The sequence below is a fragment of the Bacillus sp. FJAT-27225 genome, assembly GCF_001685025.1.
Classification (GTDB): domain Bacteria; phylum Bacillota; class Bacilli; order Bacillales; family Cytobacillaceae; genus Bacillus_D.
Window position 1 is genome coordinate 72,547 of the sequence record NZ_MAYU01000024.1, and the last position, 20,500, is coordinate 93,046.

The 20,500-nt window shown below is 41.3% G+C and carries 18 protein-coding genes; 11 read left to right on the forward strand and 7 right to left on the reverse strand.

The window, feature by feature from the left end; translation table 11 throughout:
- Positions 1 to 63: 63 nt before the first annotated feature.
- Positions 64 to 1,278 (forward strand): MFS transporter, encoded by a 1,215-nt coding sequence (locus A8F94_RS21425; RefSeq protein ID WP_066205403.1) that lies wholly within the window; start codon positions 64 to 66, stop codon positions 1,276 to 1,278.
- Positions 1,279 to 1,314: 36 nt separating this feature from the next.
- Positions 1,315 to 2,736 (forward strand): M20 family metallopeptidase, encoded by a 1,422-nt coding sequence (locus A8F94_RS21430; protein WP_066205412.1) that lies wholly within the window; start codon positions 1,315 to 1,317, stop codon positions 2,734 to 2,736.
- A 111-nt stretch (positions 2,737 to 2,847) separates the two neighbouring features.
- Here A8F94_RS21430 and A8F94_RS21435 read toward each other — a convergent pair whose 3' ends face one another.
- Positions 2,848 to 3,771: an EamA family transporter gene (locus tag A8F94_RS21435; protein WP_066205416.1), complete on the reverse strand. Its 924-nt coding sequence runs from the start codon at positions 3,769 to 3,771 to the stop codon at positions 2,848 to 2,850.
- Between the two features lie 317 nt (positions 3,772 to 4,088).
- On the opposite strand from A8F94_RS21435, the gene A8F94_RS21440 reads away from it, so the two are divergent.
- The 5 genes from A8F94_RS21440 (at position 4,089) to fabF (ending at position 9,913) form a co-directional block, all read left to right on the forward strand.
- Positions 4,089 to 4,472, forward strand: a complete 384-nt coding sequence (locus tag A8F94_RS21440) for a hypothetical protein (protein ID WP_066205419.1) — start codon at positions 4,089 to 4,091, stop codon at positions 4,470 to 4,472.
- Positions 4,473 to 4,840: 368 nt separating this feature from the next.
- Positions 4,841 to 6,049, forward strand: a complete 1,209-nt coding sequence (locus A8F94_RS21445; RefSeq protein ID WP_066205421.1) for a hypothetical protein — start codon at positions 4,841 to 4,843, stop codon at positions 6,047 to 6,049.
- Positions 6,050 to 6,052: 3 nt separating this feature from the next.
- Positions 6,053 to 7,297: a Zn-dependent hydrolase gene (locus A8F94_RS21450; RefSeq protein ID WP_066205425.1), complete on the forward strand. Its 1,245-nt coding sequence runs from the start codon at positions 6,053 to 6,055 to the stop codon at positions 7,295 to 7,297.
- Between the two features lie 2 nt (positions 7,298 to 7,299).
- Positions 7,300 to 8,475: a M20 family metallopeptidase gene (locus A8F94_RS21455; protein ID WP_066205435.1), complete on the forward strand. Its 1,176-nt coding sequence runs from the start codon at positions 7,300 to 7,302 to the stop codon at positions 8,473 to 8,475.
- 196 nt (positions 8,476 to 8,671) lie between these two features.
- On the forward strand, positions 8,672 to 9,913 hold the full coding sequence (fabF, locus tag A8F94_RS21460) for a beta-ketoacyl-ACP synthase II (protein WP_066205438.1): 1,242 nt from the start codon (positions 8,672 to 8,674) through the stop codon (positions 9,911 to 9,913).
- Positions 9,914 to 10,031: 118 nt separating this feature from the next.
- Here the strand turns inward: fabF and A8F94_RS21465 are convergent, their stop codons facing one another.
- From A8F94_RS21465 to A8F94_RS21475, 3 genes are read right to left on the reverse strand one after another with little or no spacing between them, the layout of a single operon-like run.
- A complete protein-coding gene (locus A8F94_RS21465) occupies positions 10,032 to 10,667 on the reverse strand; it encodes a CPBP family intramembrane glutamic endopeptidase (protein WP_066205441.1) in 636 nt (211 codons plus the stop codon).
- Positions 10,664 to 11,374, reverse strand: coding sequence for a hypothetical protein (locus tag A8F94_RS21470; protein WP_066205444.1), 711 nt, complete (start codon positions 11,372 to 11,374; stop codon positions 10,664 to 10,666). Before A8F94_RS21470 ends, A8F94_RS21465 begins: the two co-directional genes overlap by 4 nt.
- Positions 11,375 to 11,385: 11 nt before the next feature.
- Positions 11,386 to 12,012: a TetR family transcriptional regulator gene (locus A8F94_RS21475; RefSeq protein WP_066205447.1), complete on the reverse strand. Its 627-nt coding sequence runs from the start codon at positions 12,010 to 12,012 to the stop codon at positions 11,386 to 11,388.
- Positions 12,013 to 12,222: 210 nt separating this feature from the next.
- Here A8F94_RS21475 and A8F94_RS21480 point away from each other — a divergent pair, with 210 nt between their 5' ends.
- From A8F94_RS21480 to A8F94_RS21495, 4 genes are all read left to right on the forward strand, one after another.
- The gene (locus A8F94_RS21480; RefSeq protein ID WP_066205451.1) at positions 12,223 to 13,212 is read left to right on the forward strand and encodes a LacI family DNA-binding transcriptional regulator; all 990 of its coding nucleotides are present in this window, start codon (positions 12,223 to 12,225) and stop codon (positions 13,210 to 13,212) included.
- Positions 13,213 to 13,396: 184 nt separating this feature from the next.
- The gene (locus A8F94_RS21485; RefSeq protein ID WP_066205453.1) at positions 13,397 to 14,800 is read left to right on the forward strand and encodes a sucrose-specific PTS transporter subunit IIBC; all 1,404 of its coding nucleotides are present in this window, start codon (positions 13,397 to 13,399) and stop codon (positions 14,798 to 14,800) included.
- A gap of 156 nt (positions 14,801 to 14,956) precedes the next feature.
- Positions 14,957 to 16,390: a glycoside hydrolase family 32 protein gene (locus A8F94_RS21490; RefSeq protein WP_066205455.1), complete on the forward strand. Its 1,434-nt coding sequence runs from the start codon at positions 14,957 to 14,959 to the stop codon at positions 16,388 to 16,390.
- Positions 16,391 to 16,416: 26 nt separating this feature from the next.
- A complete protein-coding gene (locus A8F94_RS21495; protein WP_066205458.1) occupies positions 16,417 to 17,358 on the forward strand; it encodes an aminoimidazole riboside kinase in 942 nt (313 codons plus the stop codon).
- A 313-nt stretch (positions 17,359 to 17,671) separates the two neighbouring features.
- Here the strand turns inward: A8F94_RS21495 and A8F94_RS21500 are convergent, their stop codons facing one another.
- The 3 genes from A8F94_RS21500 to nagA all read right to left on the reverse strand — a co-directional run bounded on the left by A8F94_RS21500 (position 17,672) and on the right by nagA (position 20,411).
- Positions 17,672 to 18,394: a GntR family transcriptional regulator gene (locus tag A8F94_RS21500; protein ID WP_066206087.1), complete on the reverse strand. Its 723-nt coding sequence runs from the start codon at positions 18,392 to 18,394 to the stop codon at positions 17,672 to 17,674.
- 75 nt (positions 18,395 to 18,469) lie between these two features.
- Positions 18,470 to 19,207, reverse strand: a complete 738-nt coding sequence (gene nagB / locus A8F94_RS21505) for a glucosamine-6-phosphate deaminase (protein WP_066205461.1) — start codon at positions 19,205 to 19,207, stop codon at positions 18,470 to 18,472.
- The gene (gene nagA, locus A8F94_RS21510) at positions 19,194 to 20,411 is read right to left on the reverse strand and encodes an N-acetylglucosamine-6-phosphate deacetylase (protein WP_441294210.1); all 1,218 of its coding nucleotides are present in this window, start codon (positions 20,409 to 20,411) and stop codon (positions 19,194 to 19,196) included. The genes nagB and nagA overlap by 14 nt, the downstream gene beginning before the upstream one ends.
- Positions 20,412 to 20,500: the final 89 nt, after the last annotated feature.

A 20,500-nucleotide genomic window follows, 5' to 3' on the forward strand; every position in this document is an offset into this window, starting at 1 on the left:
GGAGAGTTTTATGAAGGATAGCAGGGGATCAGCGGTATAGATGAAAATTAGGGGTTGTAAGCATTGATATCACTAAAGAAAAGAAACTTGATATTAACTTTACTTTTTTTAGGCTGGGCTTTAGGGAATTTGGACCGGTACATTATGAATTATGCTGTTTTGGCCATTACGGAAGATTTGGACCTTAGTGCATCATCAACAGGAATCTTGCTCAGCAGCTTTTTTGCTGGATATGCACTTATGCAACTGCCAGGAGGATGGTTGGCAGACCGGTTTGGAGCCAGGAAAGTATTAATTGCCTCTGTTGTTTTATGGTCTATCTTTACCGGGTTGACGGGGGCAGCATGGTCAATGGCTTCGATGGTAATTATTCGTTTCCTCTTTGGAATTGGCGAAGGCGGATTTCAGCCTTCCAGCTCAAAAATCATATCGCAAGTGTTTCCGGAAGAAATGCGGGCCAGGGCGATGTCGATCATGTTGTCATCTGCCGGAATTATTGCACTGATTATCCCGGTTCTTTCGGTTGGTTTGCTTACAACGATTGGATGGCGGACCACTTTCATTGTGATTGGACTCATCGGCATTGTTATTGCAGGATACTATTGGTATTACATCAAGCTTCCAGACGATGAGAAAATAGATAAACAGAAATTCGAAGCTGTTCAAAAAGGTTCATTTATAAAGTTGTTTAAGACGCCTCTCATGTTGAATTTATTTATTGCTTATTTCTCCTTATATGCCGTTAATTGGGGGCTTGCCACTTGGCTTCCTACCTATTTGGTGAACGTTCGGGGATTAAATCTTGTTTCATTAGGATGGCTGCAGACCATTCCAGGAGTGGCCCAGCTTGTAGGGATTTATTTAAGTGGGTATTGGATTGACAAGTTAACAAAAGGATCGGAAAGGGCAGCCGGCGCATTAGCCTGTATTTGTATTTCGATTTTACTGTACCTTATGTTTACCGCTTCAACTGTAACTGCTTTTATTGTTTTCCAAACCATCATTATGTTGATTATTTCGTTTGTCGTCATTTTATTGCCAGCAATCGTACTGAAAAACTTGCCATCATCCGTAGCTGGTTCCAGTATGGGTCTCGTTAACACAGGTGGGCAGCTTGCTGGTTTCGTTACACCCCTAGCAATTGGTTTTATTGTTGATGCATTTAACGGCTCTTTCAATGCGGCGTTTTGGATGCTTATTGCTTTCGCATTTATATGTGCTGTATCTCTTTTAACAATAAATTATGAAAAGGGAGAATTGCTTACTAATAAAATATAGGTTTTGCCCACGATTATAAGGAAGGGAGGGTTTGGAATGGAAAAACAAACGTTTATTTCGGATTATATCGAAAACAGAAAAGAAGCATTTATTCAACTTAGCGATAAAATCTGGGAAACGCCAGAAATTTACTTTCAAGAACATAATTCTGCCGATTATTTGTGCCAAGCCCTCGAAGAGGAAGGATTCCAGGTCGAAAGAGATGTTGCCGGGCTCAAAACTGGTTTTATAGGGAGTTTTGGCAGTGGAAAACCTGTAGTCGCTATTTTAGGGGAATATGATGCTCTTCAAGGCTTAAGCCAGAGGAAGGGGATTACGGAACATGAACCAATTATAGCCGGGGGTCCCGGACATGGATGTGGGCATAATTTACTGGGAACCGGAGCTTTTGCAGCAACAGTTGCAACAAAAGAGTATATGGAGAAAACAGGCTTGAAAGGAACGGTTCGTTACTATGGCTGTCCGGCCGAAGAAAATGGCTCTGGAAAAGTGTATATGGCACGAGCCGGTTTGTTTAATAATGTCGATTTTGCCCTTTCATGGCACCCGGAAACAAAGCCTATTATTATGAACTTCAGCTCACTGGCGAACTACGCTGTTCGGTTCATTTTTCATGGAAAGAGCGCTCATGCTGCTGCTGCCCCTCATTTAGGGCGCAGTGCTCTTGATGCGGTCGAGTTGATGAATATAGGGGTCAACTATTTAAGGGAACACATGATTCCAGAGGCAAGGATCCATTATGCGATTACCGATACAGGCGGAAATTCGCCCAATGTTGTACAAGCCCACGCAGAAGTAGCCTATTTGATCCGCGCTCCGAAAAAGAAGCAAGTAATCGACTTATACGACAGGGTAAATGATATTGCCAAAGGCGCAGCCTTGATGACTGGAACAAGTATGGAGGTTGTCTTTCAGGGGGCTGCTTCGGACCTGATTCCGAATAACACACTCGCAAAAGTCATGTATGATAACTTAATCGCGATTGGTGTTCCTTCCTATGATGAGTTTGACCAAGCATATGCGGAAAAAATAAGAGATTCACTGTCCCCTGAAGAGCGGGAAGCTGCTTTTTCAGGAATGGATAAACATACAGCAGCAAAGCTAAAAGGGAAGCACATAGCTGATCTTATTCCTTCATTTAGCGAGAAAGAAGTGATGCTGTCAGGTTCAACTGATGTCGGGGATGTCAGCTGGATTGTTCCAACCATGCAATGTATGACAGCCTGCTGGGCACTTGGGACTCCATTCCATACTTGGCAAGTCGTTTCGCAGGGTGCCATGCCAATTGCCCACAAAGGCATGCTGCAAGCAAGTAAAGTCATTGCATGCACTGCTATCGAGGTAATGGAAAATCCGGACCTCCTACAAAAGGCAAAAGCTGAACATCAGGAACGGCTTGGCGGAGAACCGTACTTTTCGCTTATACCAGACCAACAAGAACCGCCTCGAAAAGATTAACTCAATTTATATAAACAAACCTGGCTGTCCAATTGGAAGCCAGGCTTTTATTTGAGATCTGAAGGAAACTTACGAAGGACGGGTGAGGACAAGGCGCTTGCTCTTTTCTTTTTATGAACGGGGACTTCTAAAGTTTTCTCCTAAGTGCTGCCTCCTGATTCGGAAGAAGTTTGGACCGAGTTCATTTAAAGCAATAGCTGCCAGAATCACAACTGTGCCAAACCATTGAAGAGGAGTTACTGCTTCCGACAAAATAAGGCTCGCAGATAGGATGGCAATAGGCAATTCAATCGATGTTAAAATATTGGCAACTCCTCCTGAAACCAAAGGTGAACCAACCGCAAAAAATAATGGCGGAAGGACGGTTCCAAATAGCGAAGCTCCAATGGCCGCAGTTAATAAGCTTCCCTCAAATGTAACAGTTGGGATGTCATTCATGAAGAGAATGAGCACCAAAATGGCTGATCCTGTAACCATCAATGAGCTTCGCACCAATGGATCTACATTTACAGCGACCTTCCCACTGAAAAAAATAAAACCTGCATACGTAAATGCAGATAGAATACCAAATATAAAGCCTTTTACAGGCAAACCTTGAATATCTCCATTTACAATATTCGAAGCAAAAAAGACTCCGATTAAAATGACCATGATGGATACTATCGTGACAGGTGCCGGTTTAATTTTACTGAAAATCCATTCGAGAATAATTCCAATCCATACGAATTGGAACATTAAAATAATGGCCAATGAAGCCGGCAGATATTGCATTGATCCATAATAAAAAATACTGGTTAAGCCAATAAAACAGCCGGTACTCATTATTTGAAAAAGATTCTTTCTATTAAGTCCTTTGAAACTGGAACGTTTAATGAGAGCAAAAGACCATAATAATATTGTGGCGACAATCATTTGAACAATATTAATTTGCCCCAGTGAATAACCGTTGCTAAAACCTAACTTAGCAAATATCGGTGTAAAGCCAAAACACCCAGCACCTAGTAAAATAAATAAAATTCCTTTATTTAAATTCAATTAGTAGACCTCCCTTGGTGCTCAAAATTAACTAAATAATAATAACATAAAAATGAGTATACGTAATCGGGTTAAAGGTAGAAAAGCATCAAGGATAATATTTCCCTGATGCTTAATTAGTTATAATAAGGATTCACGAGCTGAAAGTACTATGTACACAATATAAATGGAATAAATCAAATGGCACCATAATATCATTCTTTAAGAAGGTTTTTAGATGATAATATGTTACTTAAATGGCCTATATGTTTAATAAAACTGTCTAAAAATAACACCTTTCCTTAATTAATTGAATTAGGAGTAAGGAGGTGATTGAAATGAAGTTTTTACAAACAAAGGCTTGGTTTCTATTGCTTTTCATACAAATTCTAATGCTTATAATCAGTATTTCCGGAGAAAATGGACCTGTAGGTGAAGGGTCAGTTTTACAAGCATATTTATCGGATGATCAAACAGCTACTGGAATTGAATTAAAACTGCGTGGTTCATTAGTGCTAGGTATGTCATTTTTTGGTTTTGCAATTATTTTAAATGGGTTTCGTAAAGGACTTCGGTGGTCCTGGTATGTATGTTGGGTATATCCTTTATTCTTTATGCTTCATATAATTGGCTTTAATACATTCATGCCTGATAGTATCTTTTTACTACTATCTCTAGCTGCACTTTTATTACCTTTTAAAATCTTTTTCAAAAAGACTTAGAGGTAAAAATTAACAGAATAATTTGATTTACCTCCTAACCAAAAGGATGGAATTAATATATTAAAGATCCATAAAAATATCGCGGTGAAGATTTTTATAAAAACAAAAACAGCACCTTCCATTTTGTGTGGAAGGTGCTGTTTTCATTTCTTCGAAAAAGTCCTTTAAAGGTTTATTTAAAATTATTTTTTAATAACTCTTAAAAACAATAGTTTATTTATCCTTTGAATAAAAATGTTGAAAACGATTACTTTTCAAATAGTAAAATTTAGAATTGACTGAATAATACTAAATGTACTATTATTCTACTATTACATAATTTTTCGCAGGACGAAATATTAACTTCTATAGGAAAGTGAAGTGGGCTTATGTCTCAAATGCTGGCTTTAGTCATTATTGTAGGAATTTTATTAGTAGGGGATCTGGTTGCTGTTCGCACGAAAGCCTGGGTGCCATCAATGTTTGTCTGTGCCGTCCTGTTCCTCCTTGGCTATTGGACGTTTTTTCCGGAAGACATTGTATCAGTTGCTGGTGTACCGCCAGTAGTCGCTACCATGATGATGTATTTGCTCATTACTAATATGGGGACATTGTTATCCCTGAAAGAATTGAAAAACCAATGGAAAACCATTGTTATTGCCCTTTTTGGAATTCTTGGTATTATCGCTGTTTTGATGACGATTGGAACTCTTCTTTTCGGATTTGAAACTGTCGTGGTCGCTATCCCTCCATTAGTGGGTGGTGTCGTATCCGCACTTATCATGTCGGAAGGGGCAAGGGAAGCAGGTCTCGTCTCCCTATCCGTTTTTGCGATCGTCATCTATGTTGCGCAGGGGTTTGCCGGTTATCCAATCACCTCCGTCGTACTAAAAAAAGAGGGGAAAAGGCTGTTAGACCTGTACCGCAACGGACAAATTTCAGCCATTAACGAACAGAATTCTCCGCAATCCGAGATGGCAGCAACAGTAGAGACTTCTCAACCAGAATTAAAACTTTTTAAGAATATGCCGGAAAAATACAATACAGATTTCTTTAAACTGTTTAGGCTGGCTTTTGTAGGTTTTCTTGCCTATCTGGTCTCAACTCTGGCAGCACCAGTCGTTTCCATTAGCCCGTTTGTTCTGTGTTTACTATTTGGGGTTATCGCCTCAAGTGCAGGATTTTTGGAAAGACAAGTTTTACAGAAAGCCAATGGTTTTGGAATGGCGCTTATGGTATTGATGCTGTTTATTTTTGACGGCTTAAAACAAGCGACACCAGAAATGATGGTCGATATTCTCTACCCGCTGATTGGTGCAATCGTCCTTGCTGTTATCGGGATGTATATTTTCTCCTTTATCGCCGGAAAGCTTTTAAAAGTGAGCAAGCACATGGCGTTCGCCGTGTCATTGACCGCTCTTTATGGATTTCCTGCCGACTATATTATTACAAATGAAGTAATCAAGTCGTTAACCGAAGATGAAAAAGAAAGAGAAATGCTGACAAGCCATATGCTGCCGCCAATGCTTGTTGGTGGGTTCATCACAGTTACAATCGTCTCGGTTATCCTTGCAGGCATCTTTGTTGGATTCTTGTAATAAATGGAGGGAAACACATTGAACGGTTTACAGGAGCGAATTGAAAGACATATCGAGGCTTTAAGCCGATTCACCGCTACACCTGGCAAAGGGACAACCCGCCTGACTTATAGTAAAGAGGACTTACAGGCGCGCGGATATATTAAAGAAAAAATGCGTGAATATGGTCTTGAGGTGACAGAAGACGGTCTCGGCAATATTTTTGGCAGGCTCGACGGTACATTAAAGGATGCACCGAGTGTTTTGATCGGTTCCCATTTTGATTCGGTGCCAAACGGAGGGTCCTTTGATGGTCCTGCCGGAGTGGTGGCAGCACTGGAGGTTGCTCATTCTTTTTCTAAAAATAGCCTCACCCCCAAATATCCGTTGGAAGTGGTTGCCTTGATAGAAGAAGAAGGTACCAGATTTGGCGGCGGGCTGATGGGTTCAAGAGGCATCGTTGGCCTGTTGAGTGAGGAAGAGTTTCTAGATTTAAGAGACAAAGATGGTATCACAACGGAGGAAGCGATGAAGAGCATCGGCCTCGATCCATCCCTTCCGAAAAAAAGAGATCCAAAAACAATAAAGGCTTTTCTGGAACTTCACATTGAACAAGGGCCTATTCTTGAAGAAAAAGGGATCCCAATTGGTATGGTTGAGGCAATTGTCGGATTGACCCAACTAGAGGTTACTGTTGAGGGACAGGCAGGGCATGCAGGTACTACTCCAATGGACCGCCGGGCGGATGCGTTAGTAGCCGCCGCTAACATGATTGCGCGCTTCCCGGAATTGGCCTCCGATCAAGGGGAAGGCACCGTCATCACCACCGGCCGCTTAAACGTTTGGCCAAACGGCGCGAATGTTATTCCGGATAAGGTAGTATTTACAGTCGATATACGGTCTGGGAAAGAAGAGCGTGTCCTTAATGCGATTGAGAAAGTAAGTGGATGGATTAAAACCTTTAACCGAAATGGAATCACAACTTCGATTCAGCAGCAACTATATATGCCGCCAAAGGCAATGAATCAGAAAATCCTATCCTTATTTAAAGAGACATGCAGTGAACTAAACCTTCCGTACTGTGCGATTAACAGCGGTGCAGGACATGACGCAATGGTTATGTCCGATGTGACCAATGTGGCCATGTTATTCATTCCGAGCAAGGACGGCCTCAGCCATTGTCCCGAAGAATGGTCGGACGCAGGAGACATCGCAAAAGCAACAGAGATTTTATATGAAGCAGCTAAGACATTAACGGAGGCGGAATAGACTTGATCCATGCAAAAATAAAAGAAGCCATTCAAGAATACAATGATGAATTAATTGAGTTACGCAGAAAGTTTCACAGTGAACCGGAACTTTCTTTTGAGGAATATAAGACTACAGCGTTTGTTTGTGAGTACCTCGAGAATCTTGGTATCTCTTACCGCAAAACGGAACCGACAGGAGTAATTGCCACCATCAAAGGCGGGAAGCCGGGGAAGACGGTTGCTTTGCGCGCGGATATGGACGCCTTGACGGTTGAAGAATTAAACACAGATCTTCCGTATGCATCAAAGGAAGAGGGCAAAATGCATGCATGCGGACATGATGCCCATACAGCGATGCTGCTGATTGCCGCTAAAGCACTAAATGATAGTAAGGAAGAATTACCGGGCAATGTCCGGTTAATTTTCCAGCCGGCTGAGGAAGTGGCTGCAGGAGCGAAGGTTATGGTGGAACAAGGAGCAATGGACCAAGTGGATAATGTATTCGGTATCCATATTTGGTCACAGCTGCCGACAGGAACAGTTTCCTGCACAGCTGGACCATCCTTTGCTTCAGCGGACCTATTTACCGTAACTTTTAAAGGGAGGGGCGGACACGGCGCGATGCCGCATGCCTGTATAGATGCAGCGATTGTTGCTTCATCGTTTGTGATGAATGTTCAATCGGTGGTGTCACGGACGATTGATCCGCTGCAGTCAGCTGTGTTGACGATTGGAAAAATGGTTGTCGGCACCCGGTTCAATGTTATTGCAGAAAATGCAGTCATTGAGGGAACGGTTCGCTGTTTCGATCCGGCGGTGAGGGACCATATCGAGCAGCAGCTTAAGACTTATGCAGAACAAGTAGCTTCCGTTTACGGCGCAACTGCACAGGTAGACTATACGCGCGGCACCCAGGCTGTCATTAACGATGAATACAGTGCAAAACTCGTTCAAAAAACAGCCGCCGAGGCATTTGGCGCGGAAGTTATCTATCACGAAAAGCCAACAATGGGCGGTGAGGACTTCAGCGAATATATGATGAAGGCGCCTGGCAGCTTTGCCCTCGTAGGCAGCGGCAACCCGGAAAAAGACACACAATGGGCCCACCACCACGGTAAATTTAACGTGGATGAAGACGCCCTCGCAACCGGTGCCGAGCTCTATGCGCAATACGCCTGGGCATATTTGAATGAATAAAAATTTATAATTTAATACGGAACTATTCAAAAGGGTGTCAGAAACCCAACGTGTACATCTGTCCGTTGAGTTTCTGGCATCCTTATTTTACTAGACAAAATGTGGCAGGAAAGACAGTCGTCTGACAGAGTGTAAAGCAGAGCCCAATCATGTTAAAGTTATAATTAGAATAATATTGAGTATAGGAGCGAAACAAATGAATAGAAGAGTAGTGGTTACTGGTATTGGGGCAGTCACTCCTTTAGGGAATGATGCTTTTACAACTTGGACTAACATAAAAAACGGTGTATCTGGAATTGGACCCGCCACGCTATTTGATGTTGAAAAAGTTGATATTAAAATTGCTGCCGAAGTAAAAAACTTTGCACCAGAAGAATTTATGGATAAAAAGGAATCAAGGAGGATGGGCCGATATAGCCAGTTCGCTGTTGCTGCGAGTAAAATGGCAGTAGAGGATGCAGGCATTCAGATAGGTGTCGATATTCAACCCGAACGAGTCGGAGTTTGGATAGGGTCCGGAATTGGCGGTTTAGGTGAGTTCGAGGCACAACATCTGAAATTTTTAGAGAAGGGCCAAAGAAGAGTGAATCCTTTTACGATTCCGATGTTTATTCCGGATATGGCGGCAGGGCAAGTTTCCATTCACCTTGGTGCAAAAGGAATCAACAATTGTTCCGTCACGGCCTGTGCATCAGGTGCAAATTCAATAGGTGATGCATTCCGGTCGATTCAAAACGGGGATGTGGATATGATGATTGCCGGCGGAACGGAGGCAACGATAACAGAAATGACGGTTGCAGGTTTTTCTAATATGACCGCTCTTTCTAAAAACCCGGATGCAAAATCAGCAAGCAGGCCATTTGATAAGAACCGAGATGGATTTGTTATTGGGGAAGGCGCTGGAATTTTGATATTAGAAGAGTTAAATCACGCCCTTGCCCGGGAAGCTCACATATATGGAGAGCTCATTGGATATGGTGCTACCGGAGATGCGCATCATATTACAACTCCTGCGCCTGAAGGAGAAGGTGCGCAACGATCCATGAAACTAGCATTAGCAGATGCCAAAATCTCTCCGGAACAGGTGGACTATATTAATGCTCATGGAACATCTACTTATTATAATGATTTGTACGAAACATTAGCGATCAAGGAAGTTTTCAAAGAACATGCTTATTCTCTTTCAGTAAGTTCGACGAAATCGATGACAGGACATTTGCTGGGGGCCACAGGTGCCTTAGAAGCAATCTTTTCTGTATTAGCCATTAAGGATGGGACCATTCCTCCAACAATTAATTATGAAACAGCTGATGAACAACTTGATTTAGATTATGTTCCTAACGTTGCTAAGAAGCAGGATATACAAATCGCTTTATCAAACTCACTAGGTTTCGGTGGCCATAATGTTTCATTAATTTTTAAAAGATTTAGCGAGTAAACCGCATTTAAATAGTGGAAACATACAAAGGTGTCCGGTCCTGCAGTCATTACCTGCATGGAATGGGCACCTTTTTGATGACTGGGGCACCGCGCTTGCAAAGCAGTAAGACCGCATATTAAATAAAGTGTAGTAGAAGAAATGCTGCGGTTATATTCCCTAATGCATGTGCTAACCATGAAATATATAGATTATTGGTCTTATAAAAAAGATAACCATAAAATACACTGTCGATAAAAACCGTTAATAAATCGGTCACTATTACAGCGGGTGTTCCTTCGGAGGTATGCAATAGTGCAAACAAAATAGAGGTAATAAAGATTGAAGCAAATTTATTCATTTTCCAGGCTAGCCTTTTTTGGATCAAACCCCTAAACACAATTTCTTCTGCTAATGCGAGGATTAGTAGAGTTATAACCAATTTTACATTAAATGATGTAATGAAAGATGTCCGTTCCTTTACTTGGGTTATCAATTCCGGCGAGAAATTAATAAATACAAAAAAATAAACGAATTGTAAAATAAATGCAACAGCTATAAAAGGAAACCAACTTGATTTAAAATCCCGGAGGATCTCTTTATGCTTAAAAATCAAATCCTTATCGGGTGATTTTCTAACCTTATTTTCGATAACAAAATAGACAAGGGGAAGAAGGGATGCTAGGCCAAAAAAATCTGAAAATAGATAAAAAGTGACTACCATTAAAATCAGTAAAAAGATCATTTCATAAAATGGCTTTTTTTCATCTTTCATCTGAATTTTACCTTTTCGATCAACTCGTTTGAACTTGAAAGGGAGGCAGGTGAATCAGGTTTTTTTAATAAGAGGATGCCATAATAAATAAACCAGGCAGGAACGACCACTAACCCCCCTAAGCCCATTCCAGCCATAACAAGGATGGAAAGACCTGTTACATTCCCGAGCACAGTTAAAATGAAACAGGTTCCACCAAGTAAGCCTAAATAGGATAAAACCTTCTGATTATTCCTTTTAAGGGAAAATACACTTACGGTTAAAATCCATATACCCACAAACCCAAAATCAATCCAGCCTTGTGGACTTAATTCTACGAGTCCTACCCAACCAATCACCACCGACTCCAAAACAGGACCTCCACTTTGCATTGCGTCATGGCTTAGTTCATGGTCCAAACCCGTCTGGCGGAAATTGTTAATTGCAAGTAAAGCAAACCCAATAACAGCCATCACTTTCGAGTAAGGATACCATTCGCTGCCGGAGGTTTGTTTTTTAATCGTTCGGGATATTGTTAATACGACCATGATACCGAAAACCCCCAAAAATCCTAATAGATAATGAACCGCCATTAGGGGATACATGTGGGTTACATGGTCGGCAACAGCATTTTCTCCTGGTGGGGAGAGTAAAACTAAAATGACTGTAAGCAAATAAAAAATCCCTACAAGGATAGCGGAAGCTCCGCCTAATTTTGTTTTTTCCATAAAAACCTCTATTATTTTTGTTGGGAACCAAATAAACAGGTGGAAAGAAAAGTACGGAATACTTGAAATTGATTAGGTAATTTCAATTTATCTGGACCCAAATGAAAACAGCTTAAAATGATTCCGTCATAAAAGGTAATAATTGTTTTGGCTATATCCTCGATAGGGAGCGAAGGGGTAAACTCCTTTTCAGTTATCCCTTTTTGAAGGATCTCCACTAGGCTATCCCACGCTTGCCTGATTCTGGACTCCAAATAGGGCAGATGTTTCTTTGTCTCCCATCCAGTCGTGAAATAGTATTCGTAAATGGCAGGAACTAAACGGTCATTTTGATTGAGGATATTTTCCTGTATCCTGTCTAAAACATACGTCAAAGCCTCCCAATTCGTATCCACTAGGCTATAAATACTCTCCATATCCCATACATCTTCCATATCTCTTTTCTTTAAAAGTTCAATAAAGACATCCTCCGTGTTTTTAAAGTACGTATACACACCTCCTCGGCTCACACCAGAATGGTTGATAATATCTTGTATTGTAGTAGCATTAAATCCCTTATTAATAAAAACCTCTTTGGCTGATTGTAGAATCATATTTTTTCTTTCTTCTCGGTGTTGATTGGAAACAATGGGTGACAAGAAAATAGACCTCCTTATTAAGAGTCATTTATGACTCTTATAATAGAAAGTTTTTCCAATTAGGTCAATATAAATTTTAAATTTTTTATAATGGCTGCGTAATTAGGGAAGCAGGATTGCTGCCGCTATTTATAAAAGTATCTATTGGATATAAAAAAAATTATGTAATATAGTGATAAGACTAGTTAGTTGTCCCAGGAGGATGTAAACATGATCACGATTAAGGAAATAGCTGAGAGGGCCAATGTATCACGGACAACTGTTTCCAGAGTCCTCAACAATTCCGGATATATCAGTGAGGAAGCAAAGAAAAGGGTATTGAAGGTAATCGAAGAGACAGGCTATATACCGAATGAATATGCCAAATCGTTGCGGACTAAAAGGACGAAGGTAATTGGCGTCGTCCTTCCAAAAATCAGTACTGAAACATCGAGCCGCCTAGTCAGAGGCCTCGACGAGATATTGGCAAGAGAGGGCTATCAAATTCTTCTAACAAACACAAATCTCGACCCTAAGAAAGAAATCGAGTATTTAAAGCTTTTGAAAAGCAGGAATGTAGATGGAATCATTCTTTCTGCCACCAATATCAATGAGGTATTGATTAATGAGATCCATCAGTTGAACATTCCCTTTGTCACCGTAGGACAGCATATTTCGGGATTGGCAAATGTTTTGTTTGATGATTACAAGGCTTCCAGAGATATGATCGATTATTTCGTTGGAAAGGGATATACGAGAATTGCTTTTATAGGCGTAGATGAAAAAGACCGTTCAGTTGGATATCTTCGTAAAGCAGGTTATATGGATGCGATGAAAGAACATGGGTTGTCAGTTGAAGAAAACTGGATTCAAAAGGGAAAATTTGATGTTCATTCAGGTTATGAATCCATGAAAACGATTGTTGAAAAAACAAAACATAAGCCCTCTGCTGTCCTTGCCGTAACCGACAGGCTTGCTATTGGTGCCCTGCAGTATATAAAAGAAATCGGGTTTACAGTACCAACAGATATTGCTGTAGCCGGAATGGGAGGTTCGGAGCTTTCCAGATTTATTACCCCACCTTTAACAACCATTGATTTTTCAACAGAAGATGCAGGGCGGGAGGCAGCAAGATTATTGTTGAAACAAATCAACGGCGAAAAAAATGAAAATGTGCTGAAAATAATAAATCATAGACTTATTGAACGTTCAAGTATATAATGATAGTGTAATCGATTCCATACTAGGTGGGCCGCGGTTACACTTTATTTTTAACTATTGTGGAATCGATTCCACAACAAACCTTTATGAATATAAAGGGAAATTTAGGGTATTAAAGTTTAGCTGACATTTTTATTTTTTTCATCAAGATGTAATCGATTCCATTAAAAAAGGAGTGAACGTAATGGAGGAAAATCGCAAAATAGCAGAAGCTGTCATTGAAGCAGTCGGTGGGAAAGACAATATTCAATCTGTTGCACATTGTGCTACCAGGCTTCGGATTATGGTTAATGACAAAGAGAAAATCGATCAGAAACAAGTAGAGGATATCAATAAGGTCAAGGGAGCTTTCTTCAATTCCGGACAATACCAAATTATTTTTGGAACTGGCACGGTTAACCGAATTTATGAGGAAGTTTCCAAGTTTGGACTTGATACGAAGACTGCTTCTGACCAGAAAAAAGAAGCTGTAAAAAGCGGCTCCAAATTTCAAAGGGCAATCCGTACCTTTGGGGATGTTTTTGTCCCAATCATTCCCGTCCTGGTAGCTACCGGGTTATTCATGGGTCTTCGCGGCTTGATTATGCAGGAGCAAATATTGGCTCTATTCGGGATGAAGCCTGAGGATATTTCTGAGAACTTCCTATTATTCACCCAGGTATTGACTGATACAGCGTTTGTATTCCTGCCTGCTCTTGTTGCCTGGTCAACTTTCAGAGTATTCGGCGGAACACCGATTATCGGCTTAATACTTGGTCTAATGCTCGTTTCACCTTCTCTGCCAAATGCATATGCCGTTGCAGGAGGAAGTGCAGATCCAATTCTTTTCCTTGGCTTCATTCCAGTCGTCGGGTATCAAGGATCAGTAATACCCGCATTTATTGCCGGTATTCTTGGCGCGAAGCTTGAACGGGCAATAAGGAAACGTGTTCCTGAAGTGTTGGATTTGATTGTTACGCCATTTTTGACCCTTCTTGTCATGATCATTTTATCTTTATTAATCATCGGTCCTATTTTTCATACGGTTGAACAAGGGATCCTACATGTCGCAATAGAAGTCCTTTCATGGCCGTTTGGAATTAGCGGTCTATTGCTTGGCGGTTTGAACCAGCTTATTGTCATTACAGGTGTCCACCATGTTTTCAATATGCTTGAGATCCAATTGCTCTCAGAGTTCAAAAATAATCCGTACAATGCAATCGTGACGTGTTCTGTTGCTGCACAGGGCGGGGCTGCCCTTGCTGTCGGCTTAAAAACCCAATCAGCCAAGCTGAAGGCTCTTGCTTTGCCATCATCGTTATCGGCATTTTTAGGAATTACAGAACCAGCGATTTTTGGGGTCAACCTGCGTTATGGAAAACCATTTATTATGGGGTTGATTGGCGGAGGAGTTGGCGGATTCATGGCATCCATCCTTGGGCTTAAGGCAACAGGGATGGCGGTTACTGTTATTCCTGGTGCCCTGCTCTATTTAAATGGACAGCTTCTGCAATATATCCTGGTGAATATTATTGCAATTGCGGTGGCATTCGTACTGACTTGGATGTTCGGGTTTTCAGATAAGATAAAAAAGGAAATTGAACAGTAAGCAGGAAGAAAAGGCAAGAATTCACTTGCCTTTTCTTTTTAGGCAGGAAAGTATTAGGCTTACTTTATCAAGAAACAAGGAAACTATGCCGTTTATTGACGGTCATACTTTGCAAATACTAGTTTTTGGGAGAAGACACATCAAGGAGGTTCTATTATGTCTGAGAAAGAAATTCTCCTTATAAAAGAGGCTTATAACACAGTAGATAAATATAAGAGTAAGGTTTTACAGGATCCGTATCGATTCAATTATCACATTATGCCGCCTGTTGGGCTATTGAATGATCCAAATGGATTAATTCAGTATAAAGGGGTCTATCATGTGTTTTATCAGTGGAATCCCTTTAACACGTCGCATGGCGCCAAATTTTGGGGGCATTATACATCCAGGGATATGGTCACATGGAGTGAGGAGCCGATTGCCTTGGCTCCAAGTGAATGGTATGAGCGAAATGGCTGCTACTCCGGAAGTGCAATTGAGGCGGATGGAAAACTATACTTATTTTATACGGGGAATGTAAAGCTGGACGATGGGACACGAGAAACGTATCAATGCCTTGCTGTTTCCACAGATGGTATCCATTTTGACAAACACGGTCCAATTCTTAAACTTCCAAAAAGCTATACAGCACATTTTCGCGATCCAAAGGTTTGGAAGGAAAAAGAGCGCTGGTATATGATTATCGGTGCCCAAACGGAGAATGAAAAGGGAACGGCTGTTTTATTCTCTTCCACCGACTTATACCATTGGGATGAAGTGGGGAGAATTGCCGGATCCGACATGAATGACCTTGGAGAATTCGGATATATGTGGGAATGCCCTGACCTTATTCACTTGGATGGGGAAGATGTACTGCTGGTTTCGCCACAGGGGCTGGAGCCTAGTGGATATGAATATCAAAATATATTTCAGTCGGGATATTTTGTAGGTAAACTCGATTATGAAAATGGTGACTTTAGGCATGGGCCTTTTACCGAGCTAGACCGCGGCTTTGATTTTTATGCCCCGCAAACCTTTAAGGATGATTCTGGCAGAACCATTCTTTATGCATGGATGGGGATTACCGATGAAACGGAAGCTTATCAGCCAACAGTCGAGAATCATTGGGTTCATGCATTAACAATACCGAGAGAGTTGACCCTTCGGGAAGGCAAGGTTTACCAAAGCCCGGTTGAAGAATTAAAGAAACTCAGGAAAAATAAAAAAGTTCAAGATATTGGCAGGCGAGGGCAAGAAGCACAACTTGATGAATTGAGAGGGAGCTCTTGTGAGTTGCTGTTTGAGTTTATACCCACAGCCAAGCCATTTAAGATTTCGTTCCGGAATGAAGCTTTCCTAAATTATGACCCGGACGAAAAGGTTATCAACTTAAGCAGGCGAAATGTAAAAACAGGGGCAATAGAAACCAGGACTTGCCCACTCAACTCTGTGGCAAATCTTCATGTTTTTATGGATCGTTCCTCACTTGAGATTTTTGTTAATGAGGGAGAAGTAGTATTTACGGCCCGGTATTTTCCAAATCCAAAGGATGAGACAATTACGTTTCAGGGTGAAGCTGAATGCAGATTGACCCATTGGGATTTAGGATGAATTTATTATGAAAGAGGTGGGAAAAGTTGAATGGTGTTGTATGTTTGGGAGAGGCGCTAATTGATTTTATCCCTCTGGGCCCTGAAAATTCAACCTATCAAAAGGCTCCAGGAGGGGCCCCAGCAAATGTCGCTGTTGGTATTGCCAAACTTGGTGGAGCTTCTTCTTTCATTGGGAAGGTTGGAAATGATGTTCTGGGGCAATATCTATTCGAGACATTAACTGGATACGGAGTCAATACGGAATCGATAAAACTTACAGAGGAAGCCAGGACGGGTCTGACGTTTGTGACATTGGAGCCTTCAGGTGAACGAGACTTCAGTTTTTATATTAATCCGAGTGCGGACCGATTCCTTAGAGAAGAAGAGTTGGACTATAGATTATTTGAAAAAAACAAGATCCTCCATTTTGGTTCAATCTCGTTAATCAGCGAGCCTGCCAGGTCAGCCACCCTCAAGGCGATAGAAAAAGCGAGGGATATGGGGATGCTCATCTCATATGACCCAAATCTCCGGTTGGGATTATGGGATTCCGCTGAACATGCAAAAGAGACGATACTAGCCACGATTCCTAAAGCAGATATTTTGAAAATTTCCGGGGATGAACTTGAGTTTTTAACTGGAACCGGAAATGTGGAAGAAGGGATTGCCCAATTGCCCGATTTACCTCTTATCCTGGTAACTTTAGGCGAAAAAGGAAGCGTCTATCGTTTTAAAAATCAGATTGGAATGATACCTGCAATAAAATGTAAGGTGGTGGATACCACTGGAGCGGGAGATGCCTTTGTGTCAGGTATTCTTTATTCAATCAATGAGTCTGAGAAAAATCTTGCAGAATTGACCGATGTGGAAATCCGGGAAGCTATCCAGTTTGCAAGTGTTTCCGGGGGATTAGCTACTACTAAAAAAGGAGCTATGACAGGCCTGCCGGACCTGCAAGATATCAAAGAACGGTTAAAACAATTTTAATAGTCAAATGAAAAGGTGTGAACGTATGATACGTACATACCTTTTCATTTGACTAGGCTAAAAGGATAATGTTGTGTTTAACCGAGTTGATTGAAGCAGAAGGCGCTGCAGCAAATCTGGCTCCCAGGTCCAACCGAGGAAAGCGAAGCCATTGTGACAGGAAAAAACGCCTCGTGACAGACAAAAGGCGTCTGTCACGAGGCGTTTTTTATTCTGAGGAGCTTTCCTATGTGTCCCTGTGAGGATAATTCCATGAAGTTTTCCTTTGTGAAGCGGAAATCAACAAAGTGTTTAACATGGCTCACACTTATTATTATCGTTTCATATGAATCATGAATTTATAGCGGTCAGCCCGATAGGAGGAACGAGCATATTCAACCGGAGTTCCATCCTTTAGAAATGTTTGCTGCTGAATAAGCATAATCGGAGACCCTTTTTTGACCTTTAAAAAGTTGGCCTCGACGTGATTTGCAATGGATGATTCAATCACTGTAGAGGCATAGTCTATTTCAACATTCAGCTGCTCTTCGATGTAAGCATAAACCGATTTTTTAACAAGGTGTTCTGTTAGGCCTTTAACCAGGTTTGTTGATATATAACTTGTTTCAAAGGCCATTGGAACATCATCAGCCAACCGGATCCGTTTAATTTCATACACCGGCCCATGTTCCTGAATAGAAAGGTGACTTGCAATTTGAGCAGGAGCAGGAATAATTTCAAAAGAAAGTAACTGGCTTGCAGGCTTTAGGCCCCTGGCGACCATATCTTCGGTAAAGCTTCTTAATCGATAGAGCGGCTGCTCAATCTTCCGTTCTGAAACGAATGTGCCTTTACCTTGAATCCTATAAAGATATCCATCATGGACGAGCTGGGACAATGCTTGTCTCACAGTCATCCTGCTAATCTGATACTTTTCTGCATACTCTCTTTCCGGAGGGAGCAGGTTGCCAGGCTTCAGCTCGCCCTTATCAATTAGGTCCTTTATGAGCTCTTGTAGCTGATAATATATAGGGATTGGTGATTTTTTATTAATCATTTTCTTTCTCACTTGCATCCCTTCTTTTTGGACTAAAAAGGCTGCTTCTCATTAAAAGAACACAAAAGGTGAGAGCTACTGGTTAACCTTTAAATCCGCAATTGCAGCCTTATCGGCGATAATTGTAACATTTGAGTGTTGTTTCAACACAGATGCTGGAAATTCTTCATCTACAGAGCCTGTCAAAAGCCTATGCAGCGCATCTTTCTTTTGTTCTCCAGATACTAGCAGCAGGATTTCCCTGCTTTTCATAATCGTCCCGATTCCCATAGTGATTGCTTTAGTTGGGACTTCCTCAATCCCATTAAAGAATCGTGCATTAGCTTCCCGTGTTGAGGGCGTTAATTGAACTACATGTGTTTTTGAATCAAATGGCGTGCCGGGTTCATTGAAACCGATATGGCCGTTAGTACCAATACCTAAAATCTGTAAATCAATTCCATCATGCTTATTAAGCAGCCGTTCATACTCCTCGCCTTCTCTTTGGGAATCTGCTGCATCGCCATGGGGAATGAAGGTGTTTTCCTTCTGGATATCGATATGGTTAAATAAAGTATCATTCATATAAAAACGATAGCTATTTGGATTTTCTCCGGACAATCCAACATACTCATCTAAATTGAAAGTTGTAACCGACTGATATGAAGTGCCATTTTTTTTGTGGTCCTCAATTAGTTTTTGATAAGCGCCAACAGGTGTACCGCCAGTCGCAAGCCCAAGCTTGATCCTTGGCTGTGCAATAACTTTTTTAATAATATAAGAAGCAGCTAGTTGGCTCATGTCTTCATAATTCTTGGCTTCAATGATTTTCATCCTGTTCTCCTCCTTTAAAATAGGCCAGCTCTCCACGGCAAATGGTCATATAAACATCCCCGTTGTCATCAAGAACAACAATATCAGCATCTTTTCCCTTGGACAGGCTGCCTTTCCGATCAAAGATATTTAATTGTTTTGCTGGGTTTACTGATGCCATTTCGATTGCATCTTCAATTTGGCAGCCAGAAAACTCTATCATATTCTTTACCCCATGATTAAGCTTTAAAATACTTCCGGCAAGGGTTCCATCGCTAAGGGTCGCTTTTCCATCGCTTACTGATACATCCTGGCCTCCCAGGTCATAATGCCCGTTTTTTAAGCATTTTGCACGCATGGAATCAGTGATTAAGATAATTCCTGCCTTACCTTTTTGGTCGTACGCCAGTTTTACCATCTCAGGGCGGGAATGTATCCCATCTACAATTAATTCTGCCTTTAATTCTTCCTTTAAAAATACAGCCCCAACAACACCTGGTTCACGGTGATGCAACCCTCTCATTTGATTGTATAAATGAGTTGCCTGGGTCGCGCCAGCCTCAATAGCCTTTATTACTTCTTCGTATGTTGCATCGCTATGGCCGATTGAAGCCACGATACCCTTGGATTTTAAATAATGAGTGAGTTCTAGCCCGCCTGGCAGCTCTGGGGCAAGAGTAACTAATTTGATAGCAGAGCCAGAAAGCGTTTCCCATTTTTTAAAAAGCTCAACATTTGGATCTACGATATGATCGATTGGCTGGGCTCCAGCCTTTGTTTTATTTACAAATGGGCCTTCAAGGTGAACTCCCAGAATTTCAGCCTTTCCGGGTGATTGATCAGTGTTGATATAGTTTTTAACGTTAAGTAAAGCCGCTTCAATTTGCTGTTCTCCCTGGGTCATAGTGGTAGCAAGAAAACTTGTCGTCCCTTCACCTGGGAGTGCCTGTGCCATCACATTTAATGATTCAATGGTGGCATCCATAACATCTGCCCCATTGGCCCCGTGGATATGAACATCGATAAAACCTGGAATTGCCTTAAAGTGGGGGGGCAAGTCAACAACCTTACAACCTTCCTCATCTAAAGACAGGTTTTCGATTGCATCAAGTTCGACTATTTTTTCATTTCTTATTTTAATGTACCCATCATGAATCCATTTGCCATCAGAGTAAATATGTATTCCCTTTAGCAATAAAGGGACAGATATTTTATTATCCATCATGTTTTCACCCCTTCTTCCTACTAAAATTTTATCATTTAGATATATAGTTGTCTATACCAATTAGGAAGCAAGAATGAACCTCTCTCCTG

What these genes read in the sequence shown, in the direction of transcription:
- nagA (WP_441294210.1), bottom strand. Translation starts at nt 20,411, where the DNA reads ATGATGGATAATAAAATATCTGTCCCTTTATTGCTAAAGGGAATACAT.
- A8F94_RS21470 (WP_066205444.1), bottom strand. Translation starts at nt 11,374, where the DNA reads ATGGAAAAAACAAAATTAGGCGGAGCTTCCGCTATCCTTGTAGGGATT.
- nagB (WP_066205461.1), bottom strand. Translation starts at nt 19,207, where the DNA reads ATGAAAATCATTGAAGCCAAGAATTATGAAGACATGAGCCAACTAGCT.
- A8F94_RS21480 (WP_066205451.1), top strand. Translation starts at nt 12,223, where the DNA reads ATGATCACGATTAAGGAAATAGCTGAGAGGGCCAATGTATCACGGACA.
- A8F94_RS21500 (WP_066206087.1), bottom strand. Translation starts at nt 18,394, where the DNA reads ATGATTAATAAAAAATCACCAATCCCTATATATTATCAGCTACAAGAG.
- A8F94_RS21465 (WP_066205441.1), bottom strand. Translation starts at nt 10,667, where the DNA reads ATGAAAGATGAAAAAAAGCCATTTTATGAAATGATCTTTTTACTGATT.
- A8F94_RS21490 (WP_066205455.1), top strand. Translation starts at nt 14,957, where the DNA reads ATGTCTGAGAAAGAAATTCTCCTTATAAAAGAGGCTTATAACACAGTA.
- A8F94_RS21440 (WP_066205419.1), top strand. Translation starts at nt 4,089, where the DNA reads ATGAAGTTTTTACAAACAAAGGCTTGGTTTCTATTGCTTTTCATACAA.
- A8F94_RS21450 (WP_066205425.1), top strand. Translation starts at nt 6,053, where the DNA reads ATGGAGGGAAACACATTGAACGGTTTACAGGAGCGAATTGAAAGACAT.
- fabF (WP_066205438.1), top strand. Translation starts at nt 8,672, where the DNA reads ATGAATAGAAGAGTAGTGGTTACTGGTATTGGGGCAGTCACTCCTTTA.
- A8F94_RS21430 (WP_066205412.1), top strand. Translation starts at nt 1,315, where the DNA reads ATGGAAAAACAAACGTTTATTTCGGATTATATCGAAAACAGAAAAGAA.
- A8F94_RS21445 (WP_066205421.1), top strand. Translation starts at nt 4,841, where the DNA reads ATGTCTCAAATGCTGGCTTTAGTCATTATTGTAGGAATTTTATTAGTA.
- A8F94_RS21485 (WP_066205453.1), top strand. Translation starts at nt 13,397, where the DNA reads ATGGAGGAAAATCGCAAAATAGCAGAAGCTGTCATTGAAGCAGTCGGT.